Below are 23,138 nucleotides of genomic sequence, written 5' to 3' on the forward strand. Positions count from 1 at the left end.
GGGTGATGACCGGCACAACCGGGGGCGGCCCCGGCCACGGGCGCCGTTCCGCGCCCCTCTGTGCTCCCGCGCCACCTTTCACACACGGGTGACAGGCCGTATACGGGGTGAATTAGTCGACCGAAATAGGAAAGGGGGCTTAAAAGGCAGGTCATCCTCCGTCACTATGGGGACATGACCCAGCGCTCGGAACAATTGGTACTCGACTATCTGTCCGAGGTCGGCTTGGTCCTGCACGGTCGGTTGACCGCCAAGGAACGGACCGCCTACCTCGCCTCAGTGCGCGCCCGGATCGACGCGCGCCGCACCGCCGCCCCCGACGACGGAGTGGACACCGTCCGCGGCATCCTGCTGAGCTTCGGATCCCCCCGCGACCTGGTCGAGCGGGAGATCACCGGCCGCGACCTCGACATCGAGGACGAGGAGCTCATCCCGCCCAAGCCCCGGCACGCCGACCGGCCGCCACCGCCCTGGCGGGGCGGACCCAGCAGCGGGCTCATGGGCCTGCTCGAAGGACCGGGCCGCACCGAGATGAGGCTGGAGGGCCGGGTCCGCCGCGAGGTCGGCCCGGTGCGCGGGCTGCTGCTGTGCCTGCGCCACCACCCCGGCGAGGTGATCGCCCTGGCCCTGCTGCTGGCCACCGTGCCCTGGGTGTGGGGGCTGTCCTTCCTGTGGGTGCTCGGGATCGCGTTCGTCGTGCTCAGCCGGGTGTGGGGCGTGCGGGACAAGTGGATCGCGGTGCTGGTGCCGCTGCTGGCCTGTGTGGTCGGGATGGCGCTGTGGACCGGCGACGCCGACTTCGTGGACCAGTACATCCAGCGGTCCCTGGCCGACCACGGGGTGATCGGGCTGGGCCTGGGCTCCCTGGTGTCGGTCGCCTACCTCTACCCGCGGGCCGCCCGGTCGGCGCGGGCGGCCGAGCAGGCCCCCTGAGACCCCGCCGGTCATCGGTAGGCAAAAGCAGGGGAATAACCTTTTCCGGTCGGCCCGTTACCGCGCGTTCGGGAACGTGATTTCGGGTACTCAAGTCGTACACCGCCGCTTTCGCTTCGGCGACGACCCGTCGGTGGAACAGGTGGCCCGGCCTCCAGCCCGGGCACCGCACCGCGTCCCGGCGACCCGGCATCTCCGCCGAGTCCCGTCCCGTACTCCGCACCGCGGGGAGGGGTCGCCGGTACACACGAGGCCCGGATGAGCCGCATCCGGGCCTCGTTCCGTGTGCGCGGGGCGCGGTTTTTTCCCTCGCGTTCCGTCGGTCCCGGCGACTAGCCTGGCATGCAGGTCACACGGCAACGAGTGAAAGCATGAGGTCCTACGTGCCCACCGGCAAGGTCAAGTGGTACGACGGCGGCAAGGGTTTCGGTTTTCTCACACGCGACGACGGCGGAGAGGTCTTCGTCCACTCCACCGCACTGCCCCCCGGCACCGAAGCGCTGCGCCCCGGCCAGCGGGTCGAGTTCGGGGTGGCCGAGGGACGCAAGGGCGCCCAGGCGCTCCAGGTCAAACTGCTCGACACCCAGCACTCGGTGGTCAAGGCCCGGCGCAAGAAGCCCGACGAGATGGTGGTCATCACCGAGGACCTCATCAAACTGCTCGAAGGCCTCTCCAACGGGTACCGCCGCGGCCGCCACCCCGAGCGCCGCGAGGCCTCCCGGGTCGCGGCCGTCCTGCGGGTCGTGGCCGACGACCTGGAGGCCTGAACCCTCTTCCGAACGGCCCCGGTCCGCCGACCGGGGCCGTTCCGCGTCCCCAAGAGCCGACCAAGAGGGTGTATCGGACGAACCTTGACCCGCGTTGTGGTCAAATCGGTGCCGTGCATCAGTGAGAATGGGGAACGTGAGCCCTTCTCGACGTTCTCCTGTTCCCGACAAGGCGTGTATCGAGGCGGTGGACCTGGCCCGCTCGGTGGCCGCCGAGGTCGGGCGACCCGAATGGGTGGGTGAGCACCTCGCTCCCCAGGTCGAGGACACCCGTCTGATCACCCACTACTTCACCTGCCTCGACCCGGCGTACCCCGGGTGGAACTACGCCGTCACCGTGGTCCGCGCCTCGCGCGCCAAGGACGTCACGGTCAACGAGGTCGTGCTGCTGCCCGGAGAGGGCGCCCTCGTCGCACCCGAGTGGGTGCCGTGGAAGGAGCGGCTGCTCCCCGGCGACCTCGGCCCCGGCGACCTGCTGCCCACCGACGAGGACGACGAGCGCCTCGTGCCCGGATACGCCCAGGTCGCCGACAGCGAGCTGGACGAGGACGGCGTGGACCGGCAGATGGTCTGGGAGCTGGGCCTGGGCCGCAAGCAGGTGCTGTCCGAAACCGGCCGTGAGCAGGCCGCCGAACGCTGGTACAACGGCGAGGCCGGACCGCGCACGCCGATCGCCGAGGCGGCGCCCGCCCGCTGCATCACCTGCGGCTTCATGACCCCGCTCGCCGGGGAGCTGCGCCAGATGTTCGGGGTGTGCACCAACGGGTACGCGCCCGACGACGGCCGCGTCGTCTCCCTGGACCACGGCTGCGGCGCCCACTCCGAGGTCCGCATGCCGCAGTCGCGCAACGAGCCGGTCGCCCCCGTCGTCGACGAGATGGGCTACGACCACATCGTCTTCGACGACACCGCGGAACTGGAACTGGTCACCTCCGACTCCTGACGGTCCGGCCCCCGGCGGTCCGGCCCGGGCACGTCCCGACACTCGCTTCACGTGGGTGGGCCAGGGCGTGCGCCGTGGATGCCGCCCGTCGCGAGCAGGAGGGCTGCGCCGTAGGCGTCCGTTGAGGGTGGTGGAGGGCGACGGGTGGGAGTCCTGGTGCATTCATCGCAAGGCCGAAGAAGGAGTCAGGGTGGGTTTTCCTGTCGACTGATGAGAACGCAGCGAGGGATGTGCCAGGGCGTCGCGTAGCAGGGTGAGTATCCGCGGCGTATGCCCTAGGGTCTGATGTGCATCGTGCCGGGCCGTGCCGGCCGCCAGGAGGGACCGTCAATGGCCGAGCCGCTCGCCACCGGGGTTGACCCCTACGACACCGCCGAACTGCGACGACGTGTACTCGCCGCGTGGACGGACGCCCCCGCCCGGTTCCGCGAGGACGCCAACGCCGAGGAGGACTTCGCCCTCGGCGGGTACCGCGACCGGGTCGTGGTCGAGCTGGCCCAGAACGCCGCCGACGCCGCCCGCCGCGCGGGCGTCCCCGGGCGGCTGCTGCTGTCGCTGGAGGGCGACCGCCTCGTCGCCGCCAACACCGGCGCCCCGCTCACCGCGGAGGGCGTGGAGTCGCTGGCGACCCTGCGGGCCTCCACCAAACGCGGCGGGGACGACTCCGTCGGCCGGTTCGGGGTGGGCTTCTCCGCCGTGGCCGCGCTCAGCGACGACGTCACCGTGAGCTCCGCCGGGGCGGCCGTGCGCTTCAGCGCCGACCTGGCCCGCGCCGCCGTCGCCGACCTGCTGGCCGAGTCCGACCCGACCGGGCTGGCCGCCGAGATCGAACGCCGCTCCGGGCACGTCCCCATGCTCCGCCTGCCGTTCGCGGTCGAGGGCGCCGGGGTGGAGGGCTACGACACCGTCGTAGCGGCGACCCTGCGCGACGAGACGGCCCGGAACCGGGTGCGCGACCTGCTGTCCGGGACCGGCGAGGCCCTGCTGCTGGCCCTGCCCGGGCTGGCCGAGATCCGCGTCCTGGTGGACGGCGCCGAGCGCGTCGCCACCCGCCAGGCCAACGGCGGCGAGCCGGTCACCACCCTGCGCGACGCCGACGGCACCCGCACCACCCGCTGGCGCACCCTCACCCGCACCGGCGAGTTCGACCCGGCCCTGCTCGCCGACCGGCCCACCGAGGAGCGCGGCCGCACCGCGTGGTCGCTCACCTGGGCGGTGCCCGTGGACGACGACGGCGGCGCGGCCCCGCTGCCGCCGGACGTGGAGCCGGTGGTGCACGCGCCCACCCCCACCGACACCGGGCTGGACCTGCCCGCCGTCCTCATCGGCACCTTCCCGCTGGGCAGCGACCGCCGCACGGTGCAGCCGGGCCCGGCCACCGACCTGCTGCTCACCGAGGCCGCCGAGGCCTACAGCGCGCTGCTGCGCCGGTTCGACGCCGCGGCCGCCCTGGACCTGGTGCCCGGCACCCGGGTGGGCGGCGGGCACGTCGACGCCGGGTTCCGCGCCCGGGCCGCCGAGCCGCTGCGCACCACCGCGTTCCTGACCACCGAGGCCGGGGCGCCCGTCGCCCCGGGTGACGCGGTGCTGCTGGACACCGGGGGCCCGGAGCTGTCCGCGGTCCTGGCCGAGCTGATCCCCGGGCTGCTGCCCGGCCGCCTCAACCCCCGCCACCCCGCGCTGGCGGCGCTGCGCGTCCACCGCCTGGGCGCCGCCGACATCGCCGACCTGCTCGCCGACACCGACCGGCCGCCGTCCTGGTGGGCGGGGCTGTACGCGGCGCTGGCCGCCGGGGTGGACACCGACGAACTGGGCGCGCTGCCCGTGCCGCTGGCAGACGGGCGCCTGGTGCGCGGCCCCCGGTCCCTGCTGGTCCCCGAGGAGGGGGACACGGCCCGCATCGACGCCGAGGCGCTGGCCGCCCTGGGGGTGCGCCTGGTGCACCCGCAGGCCGTCCACCCGCTGCTGCTGCGCCTGGGCGCGGTGGAGGCGGGCCCGGCCGCGGTGCTGGCCGACGCGCACACCGAGGCGGCGGTGCGCGGCTCCCTGGACGCCGACGACCCCGAACCCCTGGCCGAGGCGGTGCTGGGCCTGGTCGCCGCCTGCGGGACCACCGTGGCCGACGCGCCGTGGCTGGCCGAGCTGGCGCTGCGCGACGACGAGGACGGTTACTCGGTGGCCGCCGAACTGCTCGTCCCCGGCGCCCCGCTGGGCGAGGTACTGGCCGACGACGCGCCCTTCGGCACCGTGCACGCCGACCTGGTGGACCGGTACGGCACCGACGTGCTGCGCGCGGTCGGCGCCCTGTGGGAGTTCACCGTGGTGCGCGCCGAGGAGGCCGCCCTGGGCGAGGACGTCCTCGACGTGTTCGAGGAGGCGCCCGACGCGCTGGACGAGTGGGCCGACGAGGTCCTGGAGCGGGTGGGCGACCCCGAGCTGCCGCCGGTGGTGCCCGAGCTGGTCTGTGTGGCCGACCTCGACTACGTGGCCGACGACCGCTGGCCGCAGGCCCTGGAGATGCTGTCCCGGGGCGCGCTGCGCGCGGCCGTGACCGACCCGGCCCGGGTGCTGCTGCCCGACGGCCGGGTGGCGGACGTGCCGTCCTACACCGCCTGGTGGCTGCGCACCCGGGCGCTGGTGGGCGGCGCCGCCCCGGCCGAGCTGCGCGCCGCCGAGGCCGAGCCCGCGCTGACCGGGCTGTACGACGAGGCGCCCGCGGACGTCGACCCGGAGTTCGCCCGCGCGCTGGGCGTGCGCACCACCCTGGCCGAGCTGCTGGCCGACCCCGAGGGCCCCGACGACCTGCTGGCCCGGCTGGCCGACCCGGAGCGGCACGTGGACCGGTCGGCGCTGCTGCGGATCTGGACGGCGCTGGCCGGGGTCGACACCGACCTGGTCACCCCGCCCACGCGGGTGCGCGCCGTGCTCGGCGGGGCGATCGTGGTGGCCGACGCCGAGGACGCCGTGGTGGTGGACTCCCCGGACCTGCTGCCGCTGCTCGCGGAGCGGCCGCTGATCCTGACCGCCGCCCCCGAGGAACTGGCCGACGTGCTGGACCTGGAGCTGGCGAGCGAGTCGGTGGACGGGGAGGTGTCGGCCGGGGGCACGCTGCGCCAGGTGCCGGCGGTCGCCGACCTGTTCCTGGACCCGGAGGGGGAGCAGCCGGACCGCACCTACCTGCACCACGCGGAGCTCGTCGTGGACGGGGTCGAGGTGGAGTGGTACGCGGGCGACGGCGTCGTGCACGCCTCCAGCAGCGACGGCCTGGCCCGCGCCCTGTGCTGGCGCGCCGAGCAGTGGGGGCGCCGCCACCTGCTGGCGGCGGCGCTGCGCGAACCGGAGGCGGCCCCGCTGCTGCTGGCCGAGGCCGACCTGGAGCAGTAGGGGCCGGGGGCAGGTGCTCGTCGGCTAGAGCACGGCGGACAGGCGGGCGCCCAGGCCCTGTTCGGCCTCGCCCCAGGCGGTGACCTCCAGCCCGTCGCCGACGGCCAGCACGCCCGGCCGGGTGACCGCGAACTTGGCGCCGAAGGAGACGCCGCCCTCGTCGGCCCGCCGGTACCCGGCCAGGGTGCGCAGCGGCTCCGGGCCGCGCTTGTCCCCGGTCTCCTGGTCCACGGTGGTGACCGCGCAGCGGATGCACACCTTGGCGTAGCCCAGCTCGGCGGTGCCCAGGCGCACGGAGCGGACCAGGTCCTCGGTGTGCGGCTCGGCCCAGCCCGACACCACGATGTTGGGGCGGAACCGGCGCATCGGCACGGGCTCGGCGCCGCGTTCCAGGATGCGCCCGTTGAGCAGGTCCAGGGAGGACTCCGAGGCCATGAGCACGGCGGTGCTGTCGGCGAAGCCGCTGGTGCCCGGGGTGAGCCCGCCGACCTCCCGCTTGTGGTCCGCGGGCACCCGCACCAGGCGGCTGGGCGTGCCGAGCACCTCGGTCAGCCAGGCCGCGGCGGCCGCGCCCTGGTCGACGCCGACGAACGGCTGCTTGTGCAGGGTGACGTCGAGCCGGGGGCCGTCGGGGGCGATGTCCAGGGCCAGGGGTTCGATCCCGTCGGCGGCCAGCTGCAGCACGTCCCCGTCCACCCCGGGGCGGATGCGGGCCATGCGCGGGTCCTTGCGCTGGCTGCGGAAGTCGCCGGCGGCGTCCACCACCATGAAGGAGCGGTCGTGGCGGATTCCGGCCTCGGTGAGTTCGGCGGTGTCCAGGGAGACTCCCGCGCACCCTTTGACCGGGTAGAGGACGAGTTCGGAGATTCGGGCCATGCCGAGCACGCTAGCGCATGAGGGGGACCCCCGGTTTGCCCCCGGGCGCCGTACCCGCTGTACTTCTCATCGAGGCCTGGAAGGAACCGGGGCACAATCCGGTGCGTCCTCCCTGGCGTGACCACCCCGCCGATATCCGAACCGACAGGACCCCTCCATGCGTAAGATCCCCTTCGCCCTGATCGCGGCCGCCGCCCTCGTCGCGGTGGCGGGCTGCTCCTCCGACGAACCGGGTTCCTCCTCCGGCAACGGCGGCGTCGAGGAAGGCGCCCCGCCCGCGGGCAGCGAGCAGACCTTCGAAGCCGGCCGGCAGATCACCGTGGAGCTCACCATGGCCGAATCCGGCGACGGCGGCCGGAGCACCTCGTTCTTCTCGGGCTACCGCCCCACGGTGGAGTTCGAGTACGAGGAGCAGTCCACGACGTGCTACGCGCAGCTGCCGGTGGACCTGCGCGAGTTCCCGCCGGGGGAGACGCACCGCATCGGCCTGGAGTGCGACGACGCGGTCGCCGCCCACCCGGACACCCCGGGGTTCCAGCTGGTGGAGAGCGGCAAGACGGTGGGCACGGGCGTGATCGTCTTCACCGGCTGACCGCGGAGGATCGCACGACACGTATAAATCAGCCTTGGCTTATATAGCCTGATGCTTATATGGTGGTCCCATGCACGCCTTCGACGTCCTGGGCGACCCCGTACGTCGGCGTCTGCTGGAGCTGCTCAACGACGGTGAGCGCGCCTCCGGCGAGCTGACGGAGGTCGTTCGGGAAGAGTTCGGCATCTCGCAACCGGCCGTTTCCCAGCACCTGCGGGTGCTGCGGGAGAACGGCTTCGCCACCGTGCGCAGGGACGGCAACCGGCGGCTGTACGCCGTGGACGCCGCACCCCTGCGCGACGCCGACGCCTGGCTGCGGCGCTTCGCCGCCCGCTGGGAGCCGCACCTGATGGCGCTGGAGACCGAACTCGCCCGAGGCGACCGCGAGCGCCGCGCCTCCACGCAGGACGGGGAGGGCGGACGGCGTTCGCGGTGACCCGTTCCGGACGACGCCGGACCGGGAACCGACCCGAGCAGGGGAGTGGACCATGGATGTGCGCCAGCGGATCGACGAGGCCGGACGCACGGTCACCATCACCGAGGCGGGGGACGAGAGCACCGTCACCATCACTCGCGACTACGGCACCGGCATCGACAACCTCTGGGACGCCTGCACCAACCCCGAACGCCTCCCGCGCTGGTTCGCCCCCGTCAGCGGGGACCTCGAACTCGGCGGCACCTACCAGGTGGAGGGCAACGCGGGCGGCACCGTGCTGGCCTGCGACCCGCCCAAGAGCTTCCACGTCAGCTGGGAGTTCAGCGGCGCGCGCAGCGACGTCCACGTGACCCTGACCCCGCTGCCCGCCGAGGGCGGCCGGGAGCGCACCCGGTTCGAACTCGCGCACGTGGCCCCGCTGAGCGAGTTCTGGGAGCGGTTCGGGCCGGGCGCGGTGGGCGTGGGCTGGGACCTGTCCGTCCTGGGCCTGAGCCTGCACCTGGAGACCGGGTCCGACATCCCCGCCGAGCTCGGTGAGTGGGGAACCTCGCCCGAGGCGATCGAGTTCATGGAGCGCGGCGCCCGCGCCTGGGAGGCCGCCCACCTGGCCGCCGGGGCCGACCCGGAGGCGGTGCGCGCCTCCGCGGAGCGGACCATCGCGTTCTACACCCAGGCCCCCGAGGAGGGGCCCGGGGAGGGCGCCGGAGAAGGCTCCGACCAGGGGTGACCGGCGGCGGCCTCGGCCGCCGCCGGGGTCAGCGGGTGACGGTGAAGAAGCCCTCCGAGATGAGCGTCCGCAGGGCCTCGGGCACCCGCTCGCGCACCTGCGCGGGGTCCTCGTTGATCAGCTGGGCGATGGCGTCCAGCAGCGGGCCCACCGGCATCGTCCCGTCGCACACCCCGGCCAGCGCGGCCTCCACGGTGCCCACCCGGGCCACCCGGTGGAGCCCGCCGCGCTGGCGCAGCACGATCCGCTCCGGGTCCGGGGCGCCGGGGACGCCGATGCGCTCCTCGACCACACCGGGGGCCAGCGCCACGTGCGCCGACAGCAGCGCGGCGTCGGTCAGCCGGTGCGCCGTCATCGCCCCGTCCACCACGGACGGCAGGTAGGGGCCCACCGGCTGCTCGATGTCGTGGCGCAGCTCCTCCACGCGCACGGTCGCGTCCTGGGCGACGTCGTTGCGCAGGCTGATCCACCCGAACCCGATGCCCTTGATGCCCTCGCGCTCGAAGTAGTCCAGCCAGGCGTCGTAGCGGCGGGTGTACTCGGGGGTGCCCTGCTCGCAGGAGTCGCGCAGCCACAGCTCCACGTACTCGGCGGGGTCCTGCACGTCGCGCTGGACCACCCAGCCCGAGCAGCCGGCCCCGGTCACCCAGCCGCCGACCCGGTCCTGCCAGTCGTCGCCGTCGGAGTGCACCCAGTTGGCCAGGATCTGGCACCAGCCGCCCTCGGTGAGGTGGGCGGGCGCCCGGCGCACCAGCTCCGCGCAGACCGTGTCGCCCGGCAGGTCGGACTCCCGGTAGGTGTAGCGGGAGGCGTCGGGGGTGATGACGAACGGCGGGTTGGACACGATCAGGTCGAACCGCTCGCCCGCGACCGGCTCGTACAGCGAACCCTGGCGCAGGCGGACGTCGTGCACCCCCGACAGGGCCAGGCTGATCGCGGCCATCCGCAGGGCGCGCGGGTTGAGGTCGGTGGCGGTGATCTCCCGGGCGCGGGAGGCCAGGTGCAGGGCCTGCACCCCGCAGCCGGTGCCCACGTCCAGGGCGCGTTCGACCGGGCCGTCCACGATCAGCCGGGACAGGGTGGCCGAGGCGCCGCCCGCCCCCACCACGTGGTCGGGCCCGGGCACCTCGCCGCCGCCCGGGCGCACCTTGGGGTCGGAGACGACGAAGCCGGGGCGGCCCTCCTCCAGCTCCCAGGGGCCCAGGTGGACCAGGGAGCGCACGACGGGGCCGTCGGCGCGTTCGTCCACGGTGACCAGGCCCGCCGCGGCGAGTTCGTCCACGGGGAGGATGGCGCGGGCCGCGCGGGCGGGGATGGGGCTGCGCAGCCACCACAGGCGCAGCAGCAGCCCCAGGCGCTCCTCGCCGCCGGTGGCGCGCAGCGCGGGGACGAGCTCCTCGCGGGCCAGCGCGCGGGCCGCGGCGTCGCCCAACCGGTCGCGAACGCCGGACACCGTGTAGTCGGCGTCGATGAGGGTGGCGCGCAGTCGTTCGGCGAGTCCGCGCGGGAAGGCTGTCTCAGGCACCCGTTCATTATCGGCCACGGGACCCACCAGGGCGTTCGGGGCCGCGTTCGGGGCGGTTCCGGGGCGGTTCCGGGCCCGCGGACGGGTGCGGCGGCGGGTCAGGCGGTGGGGCCGTCGTGCCCGGTGACCTCGGGCGCGGCGCCGCGTTCGGCGGCCTCGGACCGCTTGCGCAGCAGGCGGGGGATGTAGAGGAAGCCGAAGACCCCCAGGCCCGTGCCGGTCGCGCACACGCCGATCCACCAGCGCTCGGTCGCCGGGAGCGCGTCGCCCATGGACAGCAGGACGACCAGTGCGATCGCCCAGGCGGCGGTGCCGAGCGCGGCGGGGACGCGGTAGTCGCTCTCGTGAACTTCGGGATCCGGCTGACGAGGTTTGCGCACGTCTCCAGGCTAGCCGTACACCTTCGACCACTCCATGCAGTGGGGGTGGCAAGCGCGCTGAACAGGGAAATCTTCGTCACATCCGGTCAGCGGATCATCCGAACGGATGGTGTTTTCTACGAAACCCGTGTGAAACACGTGTCAGCTGTTGTATGAAAATGCAACTAACCTGGCCCAGAATCCTTGTTGTCCGGTAACACGTCCAGGTCAGGCTGACATCGTGAACGCACCAACCACATCCCCCGTCACCAAGGGGCCCTCCGGGCCCCTTGACCGCTTCTTCCACATCTCCGAGCGCGGCTCCACCTTCGGCACCGAGGTCCGCGGCGGTCTGGCGACCTTCTTCGCCATGGCCTACATCATCGTCCTCAACCCGCTGATCCTCAGCAGCGCGCAGGACGTCAACGGCCAGTCCCTCGACGTCCCCCAGCTGGTCGCGGTGACCGCTCTGGTCTCGGCCATCAGCAGCATCCTCATGGGCTTCGTCAGCCGCTACCCGTTCGCGCTCGCCGCGGGCATGGGCCTCAACGCGGTCGTGGCCTTCACCATCGCCCCGATGATGACCTGGGCCGACGTCTTCCTGCTGCTCATCGTGGAAGGCATCATCCTCACGATCCTGGTGCTGACCGGGTTCCGCACCGCGGTCTTCGCCGCGATCCCCGGCGGCCTCAAGATCGCCATCGGCGTCGGCGTGGGCCTGTTCCTCACGATGATCGGCTTCGTCAACGCCGGGTTCGTCGGCGGCGACGGCGGCACCATCGTCAGCCTGGGCGACAACGGCCTCAACACGCTGCCGATCCTGATCTTCGTGATCGGCCTGCTGGTCACCATCGCCCTGTACGTCCGCAAGGTCCGCGGTGCGATGCTGCTGGGCATCGTCGTCTCCACCGTCCTGGCGATCGTCGTCCAGACCCTGTGGGGCGACCGCGGCGAGGAGGGCCTGGGCTGGCAGCTGCCGATCTACACCCCGGACCTGCCGACCTCCATCGGCGACATCGTCGCGCTGCCGGACTTCTCCCTCATCGGCCTGTTCGCCGAGGGCGGCTTCACCGACCGCTGGGCCGGCGTGGGCATCGCGACCGTCGTCATGCTGCTGTTCACGCTGATGCTGGCCGACTTCTTCGACACCATGGGCACCATGGTGGGTGTCGCCCACCAGGCCGGCCTGACCGACGAGAACGGCAACCTGCCCAAGACCCGCGAGGTCCTGGCCGTCGACTCCTTCGGCACCATCTTCGGTGGCCTGACCTCGTCCTCGATCGCCACCGTGTACGCCGAGTCCGCGGCGGGTGTCGCGGAAGGCGCCCGCACCGGTATCGCCCCGATCGTCACCGGCCTGATGATGGTCGTCGCGACCTTCTTCGCGCCGCTGGTCACCATCGTGCCGTTCGAGGCCGCCACCCCGGTCCTGATCATCGTCGGCTTCATGATGATGCTGCCGATCGTCAAGATCGACTTCATGGACCCGGCCGTCGGCCTGGCGTCGTTCTTCGCGATCGTGATCATGCCGTTCACCTACTCGATCGCCAACGGCATCGGGATGGCGTTCATCGTCTTCACCTTCGTCCGCCTGGTCGAGGGCAAGGGCCGCCAGGTCCACCCGCTGATGTGGGTCATCTCGCTCGTCTTCCTGATCCACTTCGCCGAGCACCCGATCTACCTGCTGATCGGATAACAAGGCACACCACCCCGCACGGCGGGAATTCCCGCCACCGTGAACGGCGTTGACCCGAATGATGAGTCAACGCCGTTTACCTTTTCCTGCCCGGAACGCCCCGGCCGCCGCATCAGTCCCTCCCACCACACCGGGGAGGGACTGATGCGGCGTATCGCCATGTTCCGCTCACTGTCCGTGCGCAACTACCGCCTGTACGCGCTCGGACAACTGCTCTCCAACCCCGGCACCTGGATGCAGCGCATCGCCCAGGACTGGCTGGTCCTCCAGCTCAGCGGCGGCAGCGGCATCGCGCTCGGGATGACCACCGCGCTCCAGTTCCTGCCCATGCTGCTCTTCGGGCTGTGGGGCGGGGCCCTGGTGGACCGGCTGAACAAGCGGCGCCTGCTGGTGTTCACCCAGAGCACCATGGGCCTGCTCGCCGTCGCCCTGGGCGTGCTGGCCACCCTGGGGGCCGCCCAGGTCTGGCACGTGTACCTGTTCGCGTTCGGGCTCGGGCTGATCACCGTGCTCGACAACCCCGCGCGGCAGGCCTTCGTGCCCGAGATGGTCGACCGGGAGCTGATGACCAACGCGATCGCCCTCAACAGCGCCAGCTTCCAGCTCGGCCGGGTCACCGGGCCGGCCGTCGCCGGACTGCTCATCGCCTGGATCGGCAGCGGACCCGTCTTCCTCATCAACGGCGCCTCGTTCGGGTTCACCATCCTGGCGCTGCTGCTCATCCGCACCGCCGAGCTCAACCCCACCGAGCCGGTGCCGCGGGGCAAGGGGCAGATCCGTGAGGGCCTGGCCTACGTGAGCGGACGCCGCGACCTCGTGCTGCTGCTCCTGCTCGCCGCGCTCACCCAGCTGTTCGGGGCCAACGGGCAGACCCAGATCGCCCTGATGGTCAACAACGTGTTCGAGACCGGGGCCGCCGCGTTCGGCGTGGCCGCCGCGAGCCTGGCGGTCGGCGCCCTCATCGGCGCGCTGCTGGCGGCGCGCCGCGAGCGGCCGCGGCTGCGGCTCGTCCTCGTGGGGGCGATGGTGTTCGGCATCGGCCAGGTCGCCGCCGGGCTGATGCCGACCTACCTGGCGTTCGTGGTGGTGCTGGTGCCCATGGGCATCGCCTTCATGACGTACGTGACGACGCTCAACGCCACCTTCCAGCTCACCGTGGACCCGAGCATGCGGGGGCGGGTCATGAGCATGTTCCTGCTGGTGTTCATGGGCGTGGCCCCGATCGGCGCGCCGGTGGTGGGCTTCCTCGCCGACACCTTCGGGCCGCAGACCAGCATGGTCATCGGCGGCACGTTCACGATGCTCGTGGTCACGGCGCTGGCGGTGCCGCTCTTCCGGGTCAAGGGCGTGCGGGTGCGCGACCTGCTGCCGCGCCGCCGCGGCGGGGAGCCGCTGGCCGCGGCGGAGCCGGAGACCGGGCCGGACGCCGATGAGCCCGCGGACGCCGATGAGCGCACGGACTCCGACGAGCTCGCGCTCGCCGTCGGGACCGCGGTCGAGGACGGCGCGGCCGAGACGCCCACCGCACCCGAACGCCGCGACGACCTCGCCGCCCCCCGGCCCGGCTGACCCCGCCGGCCGTCCCCGGCCCGTGCGGGCCGGGGACGGATGCGAGGATGCCCGCATGAGACTGTTCGTCGCGCTGACACCGCCCCCCGAGGTCGTCGACGCCGTCCTCGGCGCCCGGGAACCCGGGCTGCGGCACACCCCCGACCTGCGCTGGACCCGGCCGCGGGACTGGCACCTCACCCTCGCCTTCCTCGGCGAGGTCCCCGACGACCTGCTGCCGGGCCTCACCGACGCGCTGGGCGCGGCGGTCGGCGGGCACGACCCCTTCGACCTCACCGTCGACGGCTGGGGCGTCTTCCCCTACCCCCACCGCGACCGCGCCGCCGTCCTGTGGGCGGGGGTGGGCGGCGACACCGGCGCCCTGGCGGCCCTGGCCGCCGACGTGCGCGCCGCGGCCGCCGCGGCCGCCACCGGCGGGCCGCCCGGCGAGGACCGCGTCTACGTGCCGCACCTCACCGTGGCCCGCAGCCGCCCGCCCCGCGACCTCGCCGACCTGCTCGCCGAGCTGGGCGGCGGCCCCCGCGCCCCCTGGCCCGCCCGTGACGTGCACCTCGTCGAGAGCCGCCCCGGACGGCAGGACCGCTACCGAACCGCCCGGACCTGGGCGTTAGGCTGGAAAACCGACCCCGGACGATCGCCAGAGCGGAGCACGGCATGAGCATGCTCACCAACAACCACAAACAGCGGTGGCTGCTGCCCGTGGTGCTGGGCGTCATCATGCTGATCGTGCTGCTCGGCGCCCTGCTGGACTGAGCGGGCCCGGGCGCGGCCCCGGGCATGGCCGCCGCCGCGGCCACAATCGGCCGGGCTGATCACGGGCCCGCCGGGGTAGGGGAGCCGGTGACCGCATCCCTCACCCTTTCCGGGAGGCCGCCCATGGGAGTTTTCACCGGTCCCGAACTCGCCTACCTGACCGCCACCGGCGAACGCAGGCTCGCCCGCGTCGCCACCGTCGGCCCCGACGGCTACATCCACGTGACACCCGTCGGCTGGTCCCTCGCCGACGACGACACCGTCGTGGAGATCGGCGGCCACGACTTCGCCGCCACCAAGAAGTTCCGCGACGTGCAGCGCACCGGGCGCGCCTCCGTCGTCGTGGACGACGTCCTGCCGCCCTGGCGGCCGCGCGGCGTCGAGATCCGCGGCCGGGCCGAGGCCGTCGACGGCGAACGCCCGCACCTGCGCATCCACCCGCACCGCATCGTCAGCTGGGGGCTGGAGGAGGACGGCGAGCCCGTGCCACGCAGCGCCCGCACGGTGGACTAGCCCGGTGGACCAGCCCGCGGCCGCGGCAGGGGCCCGGGCCGTGGCAGGGCCCCGGACCTCGGCCCGCCCCGCTCGCCACGCCTGCCGTGCCCGCCGCGCCCGCCTCAGGCGGTCGCCGACGCCAGGCGCACCGCGTGCGCGACCAGCGCCGCGTTGTCCTCCGCCTCCGAGCCGTCCGGCATCCGCATGGTGTCCTCCAGCCCGATCCGGACGTCCAGCCCGGCCTCCAGGGCGTCCTCCAGCATCGGCCAGGCCGTCGCGTCCGAGCCGTGCAGCAGCCGCGGCGCCGCCACCCCCGCACGTTCCAGCAGCGACAGGATCGACTCCGCGTTGCGCCGGGCGTCCTCCACCGCGACCTGGGTGGGCTCCACCAGCACCGCCGTCACCGGCACCTGCGTGGCGATGAGGATGCGGGCGGCGTCCACCGTCCACACCCCCGCCTCCACCGCGACCCGGCGGTCGTCCAGCAGGTGGATGAGGTCCACCGACCCGGCCTCGTGCAGGTTCACCGTCACCGAGTCGGGCAGCGCCGACGACGCCCAGCGCTGCACCAGGTCGTAGCGCCGCCACGGGTCGGACTGGGCGGACAGGGCGGTGGTCAGCGACACCGGGACGTCGGGCCCCTCGGCGCGCATCCGCTCCATGAGGGGGCCGACCACCTGCGGCTCCAGCGACTCCGCGCCGCCCGGGTCGCGCGGATGCAGGTGGAGGGCGGTCGCCCCGGCATCCACCGCGGCGCGGGCGTCGGTCAGGACCTGGTCCACGGAGATGGGAAGGGCGGGGTGCGCTCCGGGACGGCGGTCCCCGTTCAAACAGGCGACGATCCTCATGGATACTCCTCACGGCACTCCGTAAGCCGAATGTGCCCGTTCGCGCCGGTCTGCAAAAGCCGTCCCGGTTGCACGCCCGAACCGACGGCCCCTGGCAGGATGTCCGTCATGAGACGACCGCTCGTGTGCGCCCTGGCCGCACTGTCCGTGTTCCTCCCGGCGCCCGCCCTGGCGGAGCCGGAGGTCCCCGACGGGGGCACCGGGTTCGACTACCCGCGCGGCGGTGAGGGGCCGGCGGGGTCGGAGGTCGCCTTCACCTTCCAGGACGCGCGGATCTCGGAGTCCAGCGGCCTGGCCCCCTCGCTGCGGCACGAGGGCGTGTGGTGGACGCACAACGACAGCGGCGAGCACGCCGTCGAGGTGTACGCGGTGAACGAGGAGGGCGACACGGTCGCCACCATCACCCCGGGCTCGCAGCGGCGCGACTGGGAGGCGATCACCGTCGCCCCCGGGCCGGACGGGGAGCCCGCGGTCCACATCGGCGACATCGGCGACAACTTCGGTGGGGGATGGACCGAGGTGCGGGTGTACCGGTTCACCGAACCGGAGGTGCTGGCCGACGCCGTCATCGAGCCGGAGGTCCTGACGTTCGCCTACCCCGACGGGGGCCGCGACGCCGAGTCGATGATGATCGACCCGCGCGACGGTCGGCTGTACGTGGTGTCCAAGGAGTTCTCCGGCGGGCTGTACGCCGCGCCGGAGGAGATCGACCCCGAGGGGGTGAACACCCTGGAGCGGATCGACTCGGCGCCGCTGTTCGCCACCGACGCGGCCTTCGGCCCCGACGGCACCCGGTACGCGATCCGCACCTACTGGGGGGTGACGGTCTACGACTCCACCGACGGGGTGCCGGGCACCTCGATGGGGGCGTTCGACCTGCCCGAGTCCGACCAGGGCGAGTCCATCGCCTTCACGCTCGACGGCACCCACCTGATGGCCGGGACCGAGGGCCTGCACGCCCCGGTGTGGCGCGTCCCCCTGGAGGAGCGCTTCCGCACCGGGGAGGTGGAGACCGAGGAGGAGAAGGAGGAGGAGTCCGCGTCCCCGTCGGACTCCGCCGGGGACGCGGACGACGGGGAGCGCGGGAGCGCGGTGCCCTTCCTGGTGGGCGGCGGCGCGGTGGCCGTCCTGCTCATCGGCGGCATCATCCTGCTCGCCCGCCGCTCCTAGCCGGTCGCGGCGCCGTCCCGCCGGCTGCCACCACGGCCTTCCCGTGCGCTCGGCGGGCGGCGGGCTCGTCCGGGCCGCCCAGCCGCTCCTGGTGGAGGGTGAGGACGGCTCGCTCGCCCCGCGGAACCGGACGGCGCTCTCGGCGCCGCCGGGTGGCGCGTAGGCGTTCTCCCCCATGGCACCCCTGGATCCCTCCTCGGCGCCGTCGGGGTGCGGTGGGCGTTGTCCCGGTGCAGGTCGTTCCCCGGTAGTGGTCGGGGGTCCGGCGGGCTGCTTGATCCCCTGTCCTGCATTGGCACCCGGACCGTCCATGCTTTGGGGTTCTGGTGCAGGATGGGTGTATGAGTGATTCCGAGGTGCCTTTGACGAAGGTGGAAGAAGACGTCCTGCTCTCTTTGGACGCCCTGGAGTACGAGAACGTGCCGATGGCGAACTTCTTCGGACCTGGGGATATCGCTGGCTATCCGGATCTGACAACCGATATCGATGCGGTTCGGGAGGCTCTGGTCACCTTGTTGGAGAAGAATCTGGTGAGCGAGTCTCAAGGTGGCCTTTATTGCCTCGCTCCTGGTTCTTCCGACATGGTCTGGAGGGTCAAGCGCAAGCGCGGAGAGATCTAGCGCTGACAGGCCCGGGGTGGATTGCCGAGCCCTTTCCGTATCAATCCCTCTCGATGGAGGGGTTCGGCCTGGTCCCCGTCCGTCATTTGCCGCGGTGCGGTGGGGGAGTAGGCGGGTTCAAGCTGCCGCATCGTCAGGTTCGTGCGCCGGTACGCCGCTACCAGCAGGGCCCGGTCCTCCAGGGAAGGCTTCACGATCGGCCCCTGCGGACCACATCCGCACCCCGGCGCCGCAGAACCGTCATCGGCTTTCCGAAGGTGCGTGGGCTCAGCCCGGAGAACAGGGCCGTCCGGGACGGCTCCGACGCCGTGATCACACCGGTCACGTGAAGGGGTCGTTCCACGCCGGTGGACCTCGGAAAGCCGCGGATCAGCCGCGGCGGCTCTCCCGTGGTTCCACGGAACCCACCTGTCCCATGCGCTGGATCTCCCGCTCCGCCGCTTCCAGATGCCCGAGGTCGAGGGCCATCGCGGCACGCCCGGCGACATAGAAGACGTCCTGGCGGGTCCGGCAGCCCAACCCCGGTCGGCGGCACAGGGCCAGGAACCGCACTTCGAGACTGAGCTCGATGCGTCCCATCTCGTTCTGGACGCTGACCGGGAGTGCGGCGCGCCGAAGATCCTTGGCGTAGTCACGTGTCTGCCGGTCGGCCTCGTCAGGCCGGGCTTCCCCGGGGCGATAGGGGTGATCGGCCCACTCCGTGTCAGCCCACCGGACGAGTTCGTCCAGGTGAGTCGAGGCGGTCACCAGATCCGGGGGTGAGGCAGAGAGGGCCGCGTCCGCGCCGGCGACCAGCCGGGCGAGACGGCGTCGCGCGTCGTTGTCCCCCGCCGCGCACATCGCGACGAAGCCCGACAACACGTCGAGCCTGCGCGACACCTCCGCCCGCTGCCAGATCTCGTACAGTCCCGCCATCCACCGTTCCCTCTCCGCCGACCGCGTCTTCGCTCCCCGAACCCTACGGCGCGCCCCCGTCAGAGGGTCCAACGGTTTTCCCGGGCTCGGCGAACGAGCCTCGTATCGGCTCGTGTGTCGGCGAGCGAGGACTTCCTGATTATTGCGGGACAGCCCTTGGTCGATACCGGGTATCAAGTCTTCTTTAAGAGCGTTTTCGAGAAGGGTGGGTGGCGGTTCCGAGCGCTTTGCCCTTACCTGGCACGGCACCCCGCGAGCCCGGTCGCCATGGCACGAGGGCAGGTCCATCCCTCGGATTGTCCCGGTGCTCGGTGTGCTCTGACCCGATCTTCGCCCTGTCGCTGAACATCGGAGGCCGCCCCGGAGAAACACCCGTGCGGCTGTTCTGCCCATGTCGGCCTGTGGATCTCTCCTCGGTGCCGTCGGGGTGCGGTGGGCGTTGTCCCGGCGCAGGTCGACCTCCAGGTAGTGGTCGGGGCCCGGCGGGCTGCTTGATCTCCTGTCCTGCCACTGGTACCCGGCCTGTTCATGCCTTGGGGTTCTGGTGCAGGATGGGTGTATGAGTGATTCCGAGGTGACTTTGACGAAGGTGGAAGAGGACGTCCTGATCTCCCTGGATGCCTTGGAGTACGAGAACGTGCCGATGGCGAACTTCTTCGGGCCTGGGAATATCGCTGGCTATCCGGATCTGACAACCGATATCGATGCGGTTCGGGAGGCGCTGGTCACCTTGTTGGAGAAGAACCTGGTCAGCGAATTGGGAGGGCAGTATTGCCTCAGCCCCGCCTCCTCTGATGCGGTGTGGAGGGTCAAGCGGAAGCGCGGAGAGATCTAGCGTTGGCGGGCTCAGGTCCTGGTTTCTGATCTCCTGGTGTGCCAATCTCTTTCGGCGGAGTATCTAGTTTGTTTCAGCCGGGCACTTTGGACTGCGGTCGCGATGAATCCTACAGCAACGTTTCTGCTTTCTGAAGATATGTCCTCGGGTGCGGTGATGCCGACCTTCGTCACGGGATGCAAGGCGGACTGAATTCATGAATCTGAGTGGGTCGCAGCTCGATTCCTGGCTTCCTGTGGAGTCTGGTCATCTGGTTGCTTCGGATGTCCTGTGCGGTCCCGGGGCGCAGGTGGGACATTGCGGGGGTGTCGGATCACCTGTTCTGGATTGGTGCCCGGGCTGTCCATGCTTTGGGGTTCTGGTGCAGGATTGGGTGTATGGGTGATGCTGAGGTGTCTTTGGCGAAGGTGGAAGAGGACGTTCTGATCTCCCTGGGCGCCCTGGAGTACGAGAACAAGCCCATGGTTGGTTTCTTTTATCCCGAAGAGATCGGCGGGTATCCGGACTTGACAACGGATGTCGAATTGATTCGCGAGGCGCTTTTTGTCCTGAATGAAAAAGGTCTTGTGGATTCTTGCGAGGGGGCTATCAGTTGACGGGTAAGTGTGTAAGGGTCTCGCCGCGAGTTGCGAGGAGGCGAGATGGTCGGTGACTGATGGTGGCTTGGGCGGGGTCTCTGGGTTTTTGTGTGGTCAGTCCCTCTCGATCCTCGGTGCCGTCGGGGTGCGGTGGGCGTTGTCCCGGCGCAGGTCGACCTCCAGGTAGTGGTCGGGGCCCGGCGGGCTGCTTGATCTCCTGTCCTGCCACTGGTACCCGGCCTGTTCATGCTTTGGGGTTCTGGTGCAGGATGGGTGTATGAGTGATTCTGAGGTGCCTTTGACGAAGGTGGAAGAGGACGTCCTGCTCTCTTTGGATGCCCTGGAGTATGAGAACGTGCCGATGGTGACCCGTTTCTGGCCTTCCGAGATCGGCGGGTATCCAGATTTGACAACGGACATCGGCGCTATTCGTGAGGCGCTGGATGGTTTGGAGTCGAAAAATCTGGTGACTGAATCTAAAGGGAAGTATTATCTCAGCCCAACTTCCTCTGATGCGGTGTGGAGAGTTAAGCGGAAGCGCGGAGAGATCTAGCGTTGGCGGGCTCGGGTAGATTGCCGAGCCCTTTCCGTATCAGTCCCTCTCGATGGAGGGGTTCGGGCTGTTCCTCGTTATTTTCCGCGGTGCGGTAGGGGGAGTCGGCAGGTTCAAGCTGTTGGCCTGCTGGCGATTTTGCTTCAGGTGGGAGCCTTGAATAGCGGTCGCCATGAACCCAGCGGCAACATTCCCGCTTTCTTCGGGTGCCTCGATTTCTCCCATGTCGTTGACCTCCCCCTGTTGTTTTTTGGTAAAGAGGTCGGTGGGTAGCATGCGTGAGGCCGCGCCGGTGACCATGGTTTTCATCTCTTGTTGCTCGGTCTTATAATTCAGTTCGTAGCCGAGGTACTGTCCTGTTTCATTTGTGACGAGTCGTCCTGAAACTTCGCCACCGTTTTCTCGGCACCAGTCGCTCATCGGGTCCAGAACCTTGGGCGCCCGTGAGATGCGTCCCAGGCAGGCGACATAGGCTCCACCGGTGTGACCTGCGGCGTGGAAGCGGGGAGAACCGTCCGGGGCGTGGGTCATCTCCACCGCTTCAAGTCGAGCGTTGTGGACTGAGAGTCTGCCGTCTCCGCCGTGTTCCCGATCATGTTTCTGTCGCAGGGCCAAGTACTGAGCGTCATTTGACAAAACCCAGGGAGCTTGACCGCCTACCATGGTCACCTGGGCGTTCGGGTTCGCCTCCAGGATGATCTCCGCGTTGGCGATCGCCGCTCCTCCCGCCCCACCGATCAGCCATTCATCGGTGATGTTCGGGTCGTACCGGCCGTCTCCCACGTCGTCGCCGATGAGAAGACGTCCTGGAGCGGCCTGAGAGGCACGGTGCCAGGTGTCCATGGCTTCCAGCGTCTTCATGGCTTCCGACATGTGCTTGCCGGAGTGGGCGCCTACCCCGAACTGCTCTGCCGTTTCGAGGGCCTCTTGGGCACTGACCGGGGTGTCGGGGAGCTTCTTGAGCCGTTCAGCTGCGGCCAAAGACTCCGGAGTTCCGCTGCTCCCGATCTCTTCAGCCAATACCTGTGCGGCCTCGGGGAGCGTCGGAATGCTGCGCGAAGCACCAGGGATGACCTCCGGTGATACACCGGTCGCCACTATTGGTGTCCCCTTGACCTCGACGGTGATGGGGTTGTCCTTATCGCTGTCCGGGGTGATGGTGGCGAGGAGCCTCCCCCGGTCGTCCACGGACAGTGCCGCGTGGCCGTCGATGACCGGGCCCTTCACCGCCGCCTCGTTCTCCCACAGCCGGATCGCGTCCAGCGGGACGCGGTCGTTCGGGCCGACGAAGGCGGCAGGGTCTCCCAACCCGCTCTTGGGCAGGTGGCGCACCTGCTCGGCTGACTGGACGATGGCCCTGATGGGATCCACGTGCCAGCGCCCTCGCCCGTCGACGACCAACTGGTCCGGTGAGCGGCCGGCCAGGGCTGCGCCGCCGCCGATCATGAGCGAAACCTTCGGGTACGAGCCCTCCGGCAGGGACTCGGCGTTCCTGCGCAGGGCCTCCACGGTCTGGCCGCTCTTCCCCGCACGCACCTCGCCTGATCGTCTGGCGAGTTCCGCCAGATCCCGTTTGCCCGGTCGGGAACCCGTGGGATTCAGCAGGACCGCCGACGATGTGGGTGAATTGAGCAGTCGGCCGGTGTCCTGTTCCCGGCTTTCCCGGAAGGCCCGTAGAGCCGCCGCGTCGCGCTCCGGGAGCGTTCGCAAGGGCCCGCCCAACTCCTGGTACATCGCATGGGCCTGGGAGGACAGCGCGTGACCGTTCGCGATCCTCTCCCATCCGGGGAACGGCGCGCCGTTCCATGAGGGGGAGTCCTCGCGCAGCGCCAGGGCATCGAGTCGGTTCGAGAAGCCGTCCCGGGCCGCCCTGCGCAACTCGGGGGACGCGTCGGGCAGGTGCGCGATGTGGGCGAGCCAGTTCAGTTCGCCGATGCGCCCCGCGTCCTCCAGCGACAACCGGGTGTTCCGGGACCGGTCATCGGCGGAGAAGTAGGAGTCCCTGCGAGCGGACAGGTCCGCAGCCGTGTCCGCGCGGACCTGGAACAACTCCCCGGTTTCGTAGGCGAGCGACATGCCCACATCGTTCGTCCGCATGTTCTGGGAGATCTGCACGACATGGTTCTGGGAGAAGGAGTTGACATGGACCCGTCCCACTTCGTCCTGGGGGAGCGGGACGGCATCCAACCGCAGTGTGAAGGGAGAACCTTCCCTGTCTTGGAAAGCGAAGAGGACGTCACTCGACTTTTGCCGCCGACCGTCGGGCACCGGGATCGGTGTGCACCCGTGGAAGTCCCGGAGGACCACCGGCAGGGCGGCCGTGGCCTCCTGCAACACCCTTTCCCGGTCGGGGGTCGGTTCCAAGCGTCCGCGGCTGAGGGGATCGGGGAACAGATCGGTCACGTCTGCGGTCTCCTAGGGCCTGTTCTGGGTTTTGATCACGGTTCGGGCACTCGCCCCCCGGGCGAGGGCCCGAACCGGTAAACCAGACCCATGGCACGCGGCGACCTCACCGACGACGAATGGGACCTGATCGGACCGCACCTGCCCCTGGGCACCCGCGG

22 protein-coding genes and 1 pseudogene are annotated in these 23,138 nt (G+C 71.0%); 16 read left to right on the top strand and 7 right to left on the bottom strand.

Annotated features, from left to right (window positions below):
- Nucleotides 1-174 precede the first annotated feature (174 nt).
- The 4 genes from ACJOT3_RS03510 to ACJOT3_RS03525 all read left to right on the top strand — a co-directional run bounded on the left by ACJOT3_RS03510 (nucleotide 175) and on the right by ACJOT3_RS03525 (nucleotide 6,027).
- A complete protein-coding gene (locus ACJOT3_RS03510) occupies nucleotides 175-933 on the top strand; it encodes a hypothetical protein (protein WP_406968679.1) in 759 nt (252 codons plus the stop codon).
- A gap of 383 nt (nucleotides 934-1,316) precedes the next feature.
- Entirely contained in the window at nucleotides 1,317-1,700 is a 384-nt protein-coding gene (locus ACJOT3_RS03515; protein WP_406968718.1) for a cold-shock protein, read from the top strand.
- A gap of 187 nt (nucleotides 1,701-1,887) precedes the next feature.
- Nucleotides 1,888-2,643, top strand: a complete 756-nt coding sequence (locus tag ACJOT3_RS03520) for a DUF3027 domain-containing protein (RefSeq protein ID WP_406968720.1) — start codon at nucleotides 1,888-1,890, stop codon at nucleotides 2,641-2,643.
- A 330-nt stretch (nucleotides 2,644-2,973) separates the two neighbouring features.
- On the top strand, nucleotides 2,974-6,027 hold the full coding sequence (locus ACJOT3_RS03525; RefSeq protein ID WP_406968681.1) for a sacsin N-terminal ATP-binding-like domain-containing protein: 3,054 nt from the start codon (nucleotides 2,974-2,976) through the stop codon (nucleotides 6,025-6,027).
- 24 nt (nucleotides 6,028-6,051) lie between these two features.
- Here the strand turns inward: ACJOT3_RS03525 and ACJOT3_RS03530 are convergent, their stop codons facing one another.
- Nucleotides 6,052-6,903: an MOSC domain-containing protein gene (locus tag ACJOT3_RS03530; protein WP_406968683.1), complete on the bottom strand. Its 852-nt coding sequence runs from the start codon at nucleotides 6,901-6,903 to the stop codon at nucleotides 6,052-6,054.
- Between the two features lie 157 nt (nucleotides 6,904-7,060).
- On the opposite strand from ACJOT3_RS03530, the gene ACJOT3_RS03535 reads away from it, so the two are divergent.
- The 3 genes from ACJOT3_RS03535 (at nucleotide 7,061) to ACJOT3_RS03545 (ending at nucleotide 8,658) form a co-directional block, all read left to right on the top strand.
- Nucleotides 7,061-7,495 (top strand): hypothetical protein, encoded by a 435-nt coding sequence (locus ACJOT3_RS03535; protein ID WP_406968685.1) that lies wholly within the window; start codon nucleotides 7,061-7,063, stop codon nucleotides 7,493-7,495.
- A gap of 70 nt (nucleotides 7,496-7,565) precedes the next feature.
- Nucleotides 7,566-7,931 (top strand): ArsR/SmtB family transcription factor, encoded by a 366-nt coding sequence (locus ACJOT3_RS03540; RefSeq protein ID WP_406968687.1) that lies wholly within the window; start codon nucleotides 7,566-7,568, stop codon nucleotides 7,929-7,931.
- 52 nt (nucleotides 7,932-7,983) lie between these two features.
- Nucleotides 7,984-8,658, top strand: coding sequence for an SRPBCC family protein (locus ACJOT3_RS03545; RefSeq protein WP_406968689.1), 675 nt, complete (start codon nucleotides 7,984-7,986; stop codon nucleotides 8,656-8,658).
- Between the two features lie 28 nt (nucleotides 8,659-8,686).
- Here ACJOT3_RS03545 and ACJOT3_RS03550 read toward each other — a convergent pair whose 3' ends face one another.
- Together ACJOT3_RS03550 and ACJOT3_RS03555 are read right to left on the bottom strand one after the other, a co-directional pair.
- Nucleotides 8,687-10,183, bottom strand: a complete 1,497-nt coding sequence (locus ACJOT3_RS03550; RefSeq protein ID WP_406968691.1) for a DUF7059 domain-containing protein — start codon at nucleotides 10,181-10,183, stop codon at nucleotides 8,687-8,689.
- Nucleotides 10,184-10,281: 98 nt separating this feature from the next.
- The gene (locus ACJOT3_RS03555) at nucleotides 10,282-10,563 is read right to left on the bottom strand and encodes a DUF2530 domain-containing protein (RefSeq protein WP_406968693.1); all 282 of its coding nucleotides are present in this window, start codon (nucleotides 10,561-10,563) and stop codon (nucleotides 10,282-10,284) included.
- Nucleotides 10,564-10,783: 220 nt separating this feature from the next.
- On the opposite strand from ACJOT3_RS03555, the gene ACJOT3_RS03560 reads away from it, so the two are divergent.
- From ACJOT3_RS03560 to ACJOT3_RS03575, 4 genes are all read left to right on the top strand, one after another.
- Entirely contained in the window at nucleotides 10,784-12,238 is a 1,455-nt protein-coding gene (locus ACJOT3_RS03560; RefSeq protein ID WP_406968695.1) for an NCS2 family permease, read from the top strand.
- Nucleotides 12,239-12,382: 144 nt separating this feature from the next.
- Entirely contained in the window at nucleotides 12,383-13,807 is a 1,425-nt protein-coding gene (locus ACJOT3_RS03565; RefSeq protein ID WP_406968697.1) for an MFS transporter, read from the top strand.
- A gap of 55 nt (nucleotides 13,808-13,862) precedes the next feature.
- On the top strand, nucleotides 13,863-14,465 hold the full coding sequence (thpR, locus tag ACJOT3_RS03570; RefSeq protein WP_406968699.1) for an RNA 2',3'-cyclic phosphodiesterase: 603 nt from the start codon (nucleotides 13,863-13,865) through the stop codon (nucleotides 14,463-14,465).
- Nucleotides 14,466-14,683: 218 nt separating this feature from the next.
- A complete protein-coding gene (locus ACJOT3_RS03575; protein ID WP_406968701.1) occupies nucleotides 14,684-15,073 on the top strand; it encodes a PPOX class F420-dependent oxidoreductase in 390 nt (129 codons plus the stop codon).
- A 104-nt stretch (nucleotides 15,074-15,177) separates the two neighbouring features.
- Here ACJOT3_RS03575 and ACJOT3_RS03580 read toward each other — a convergent pair whose 3' ends face one another.
- Nucleotides 15,178-15,903, bottom strand: coding sequence for a 3-keto-5-aminohexanoate cleavage protein (locus tag ACJOT3_RS03580; protein WP_406968703.1), 726 nt, complete (start codon nucleotides 15,901-15,903; stop codon nucleotides 15,178-15,180).
- 108 nt (nucleotides 15,904-16,011) lie between these two features.
- Between ACJOT3_RS03580 and ACJOT3_RS03585 the strand changes: the two genes are divergently transcribed.
- Nucleotides 16,012-17,073 carry a hypothetical protein gene (locus ACJOT3_RS03585; RefSeq protein WP_406968705.1) on the top strand — a complete coding sequence of 354 codons (1,062 nt, stop codon included), beginning with the start codon at nucleotides 16,012-16,014 and terminating at the stop codon, nucleotides 17,071-17,073.
- A 341-nt stretch (nucleotides 17,074-17,414) separates the two neighbouring features.
- Nucleotides 17,415-17,693, top strand: a complete 279-nt coding sequence (locus tag ACJOT3_RS03590) for a hypothetical protein (protein WP_406968707.1) — start codon at nucleotides 17,415-17,417, stop codon at nucleotides 17,691-17,693.
- 107 nt (nucleotides 17,694-17,800) lie between these two features.
- On the opposite strand, the pseudogene ACJOT3_RS03595 reads toward ACJOT3_RS03590, so the two are convergent.
- Nucleotides 17,801-18,018 (bottom strand): annotated as a pseudogene (locus ACJOT3_RS03595) (IS5/IS1182 family transposase); the annotation flags it as partial.
- A 44-nt stretch (nucleotides 18,019-18,062) separates the two neighbouring features.
- The gene (locus tag ACJOT3_RS03600; RefSeq protein ID WP_406968709.1) at nucleotides 18,063-18,608 is read right to left on the bottom strand and encodes a hypothetical protein; all 546 of its coding nucleotides are present in this window, start codon (nucleotides 18,606-18,608) and stop codon (nucleotides 18,063-18,065) included.
- Between the two features lie 559 nt (nucleotides 18,609-19,167).
- On the opposite strand from ACJOT3_RS03600, the gene ACJOT3_RS03605 reads away from it, so the two are divergent.
- The 3 genes from ACJOT3_RS03605 to ACJOT3_RS03615 all read left to right on the top strand — a co-directional run bounded on the left by ACJOT3_RS03605 (nucleotide 19,168) and on the right by ACJOT3_RS03615 (nucleotide 20,574).
- The gene (locus ACJOT3_RS03605) at nucleotides 19,168-19,443 is read left to right on the top strand and encodes a hypothetical protein (protein WP_406968711.1); all 276 of its coding nucleotides are present in this window, start codon (nucleotides 19,168-19,170) and stop codon (nucleotides 19,441-19,443) included.
- Nucleotides 19,444-19,820: 377 nt separating this feature from the next.
- Nucleotides 19,821-20,039 carry a hypothetical protein gene (locus ACJOT3_RS03610; protein WP_406968713.1) on the top strand — a complete coding sequence of 73 codons (219 nt, stop codon included), beginning with the start codon at nucleotides 19,821-19,823 and terminating at the stop codon, nucleotides 20,037-20,039.
- 259 nt (nucleotides 20,040-20,298) lie between these two features.
- Nucleotides 20,299-20,574 (top strand): hypothetical protein, encoded by a 276-nt coding sequence (locus tag ACJOT3_RS03615; RefSeq protein ID WP_406968714.1) that lies wholly within the window; start codon nucleotides 20,299-20,301, stop codon nucleotides 20,572-20,574.
- Nucleotides 20,575-20,613: 39 nt separating this feature from the next.
- On the opposite strand, the gene ACJOT3_RS03620 is transcribed toward ACJOT3_RS03615, so the two are convergent.
- Nucleotides 20,614-22,977 (bottom strand): hypothetical protein, encoded by a 2,364-nt coding sequence (locus tag ACJOT3_RS03620; RefSeq protein WP_406968715.1) that lies wholly within the window; start codon nucleotides 22,975-22,977, stop codon nucleotides 20,614-20,616.
- Nucleotides 22,978-23,138: the final 161 nt, after the last annotated feature.

Source organism: Nocardiopsis protaetiae (assembly GCF_045446735.1).
Lineage (GTDB): Bacteria > Actinomycetota > Actinomycetes > Streptosporangiales > Streptosporangiaceae > Nocardiopsis > Nocardiopsis protaetiae.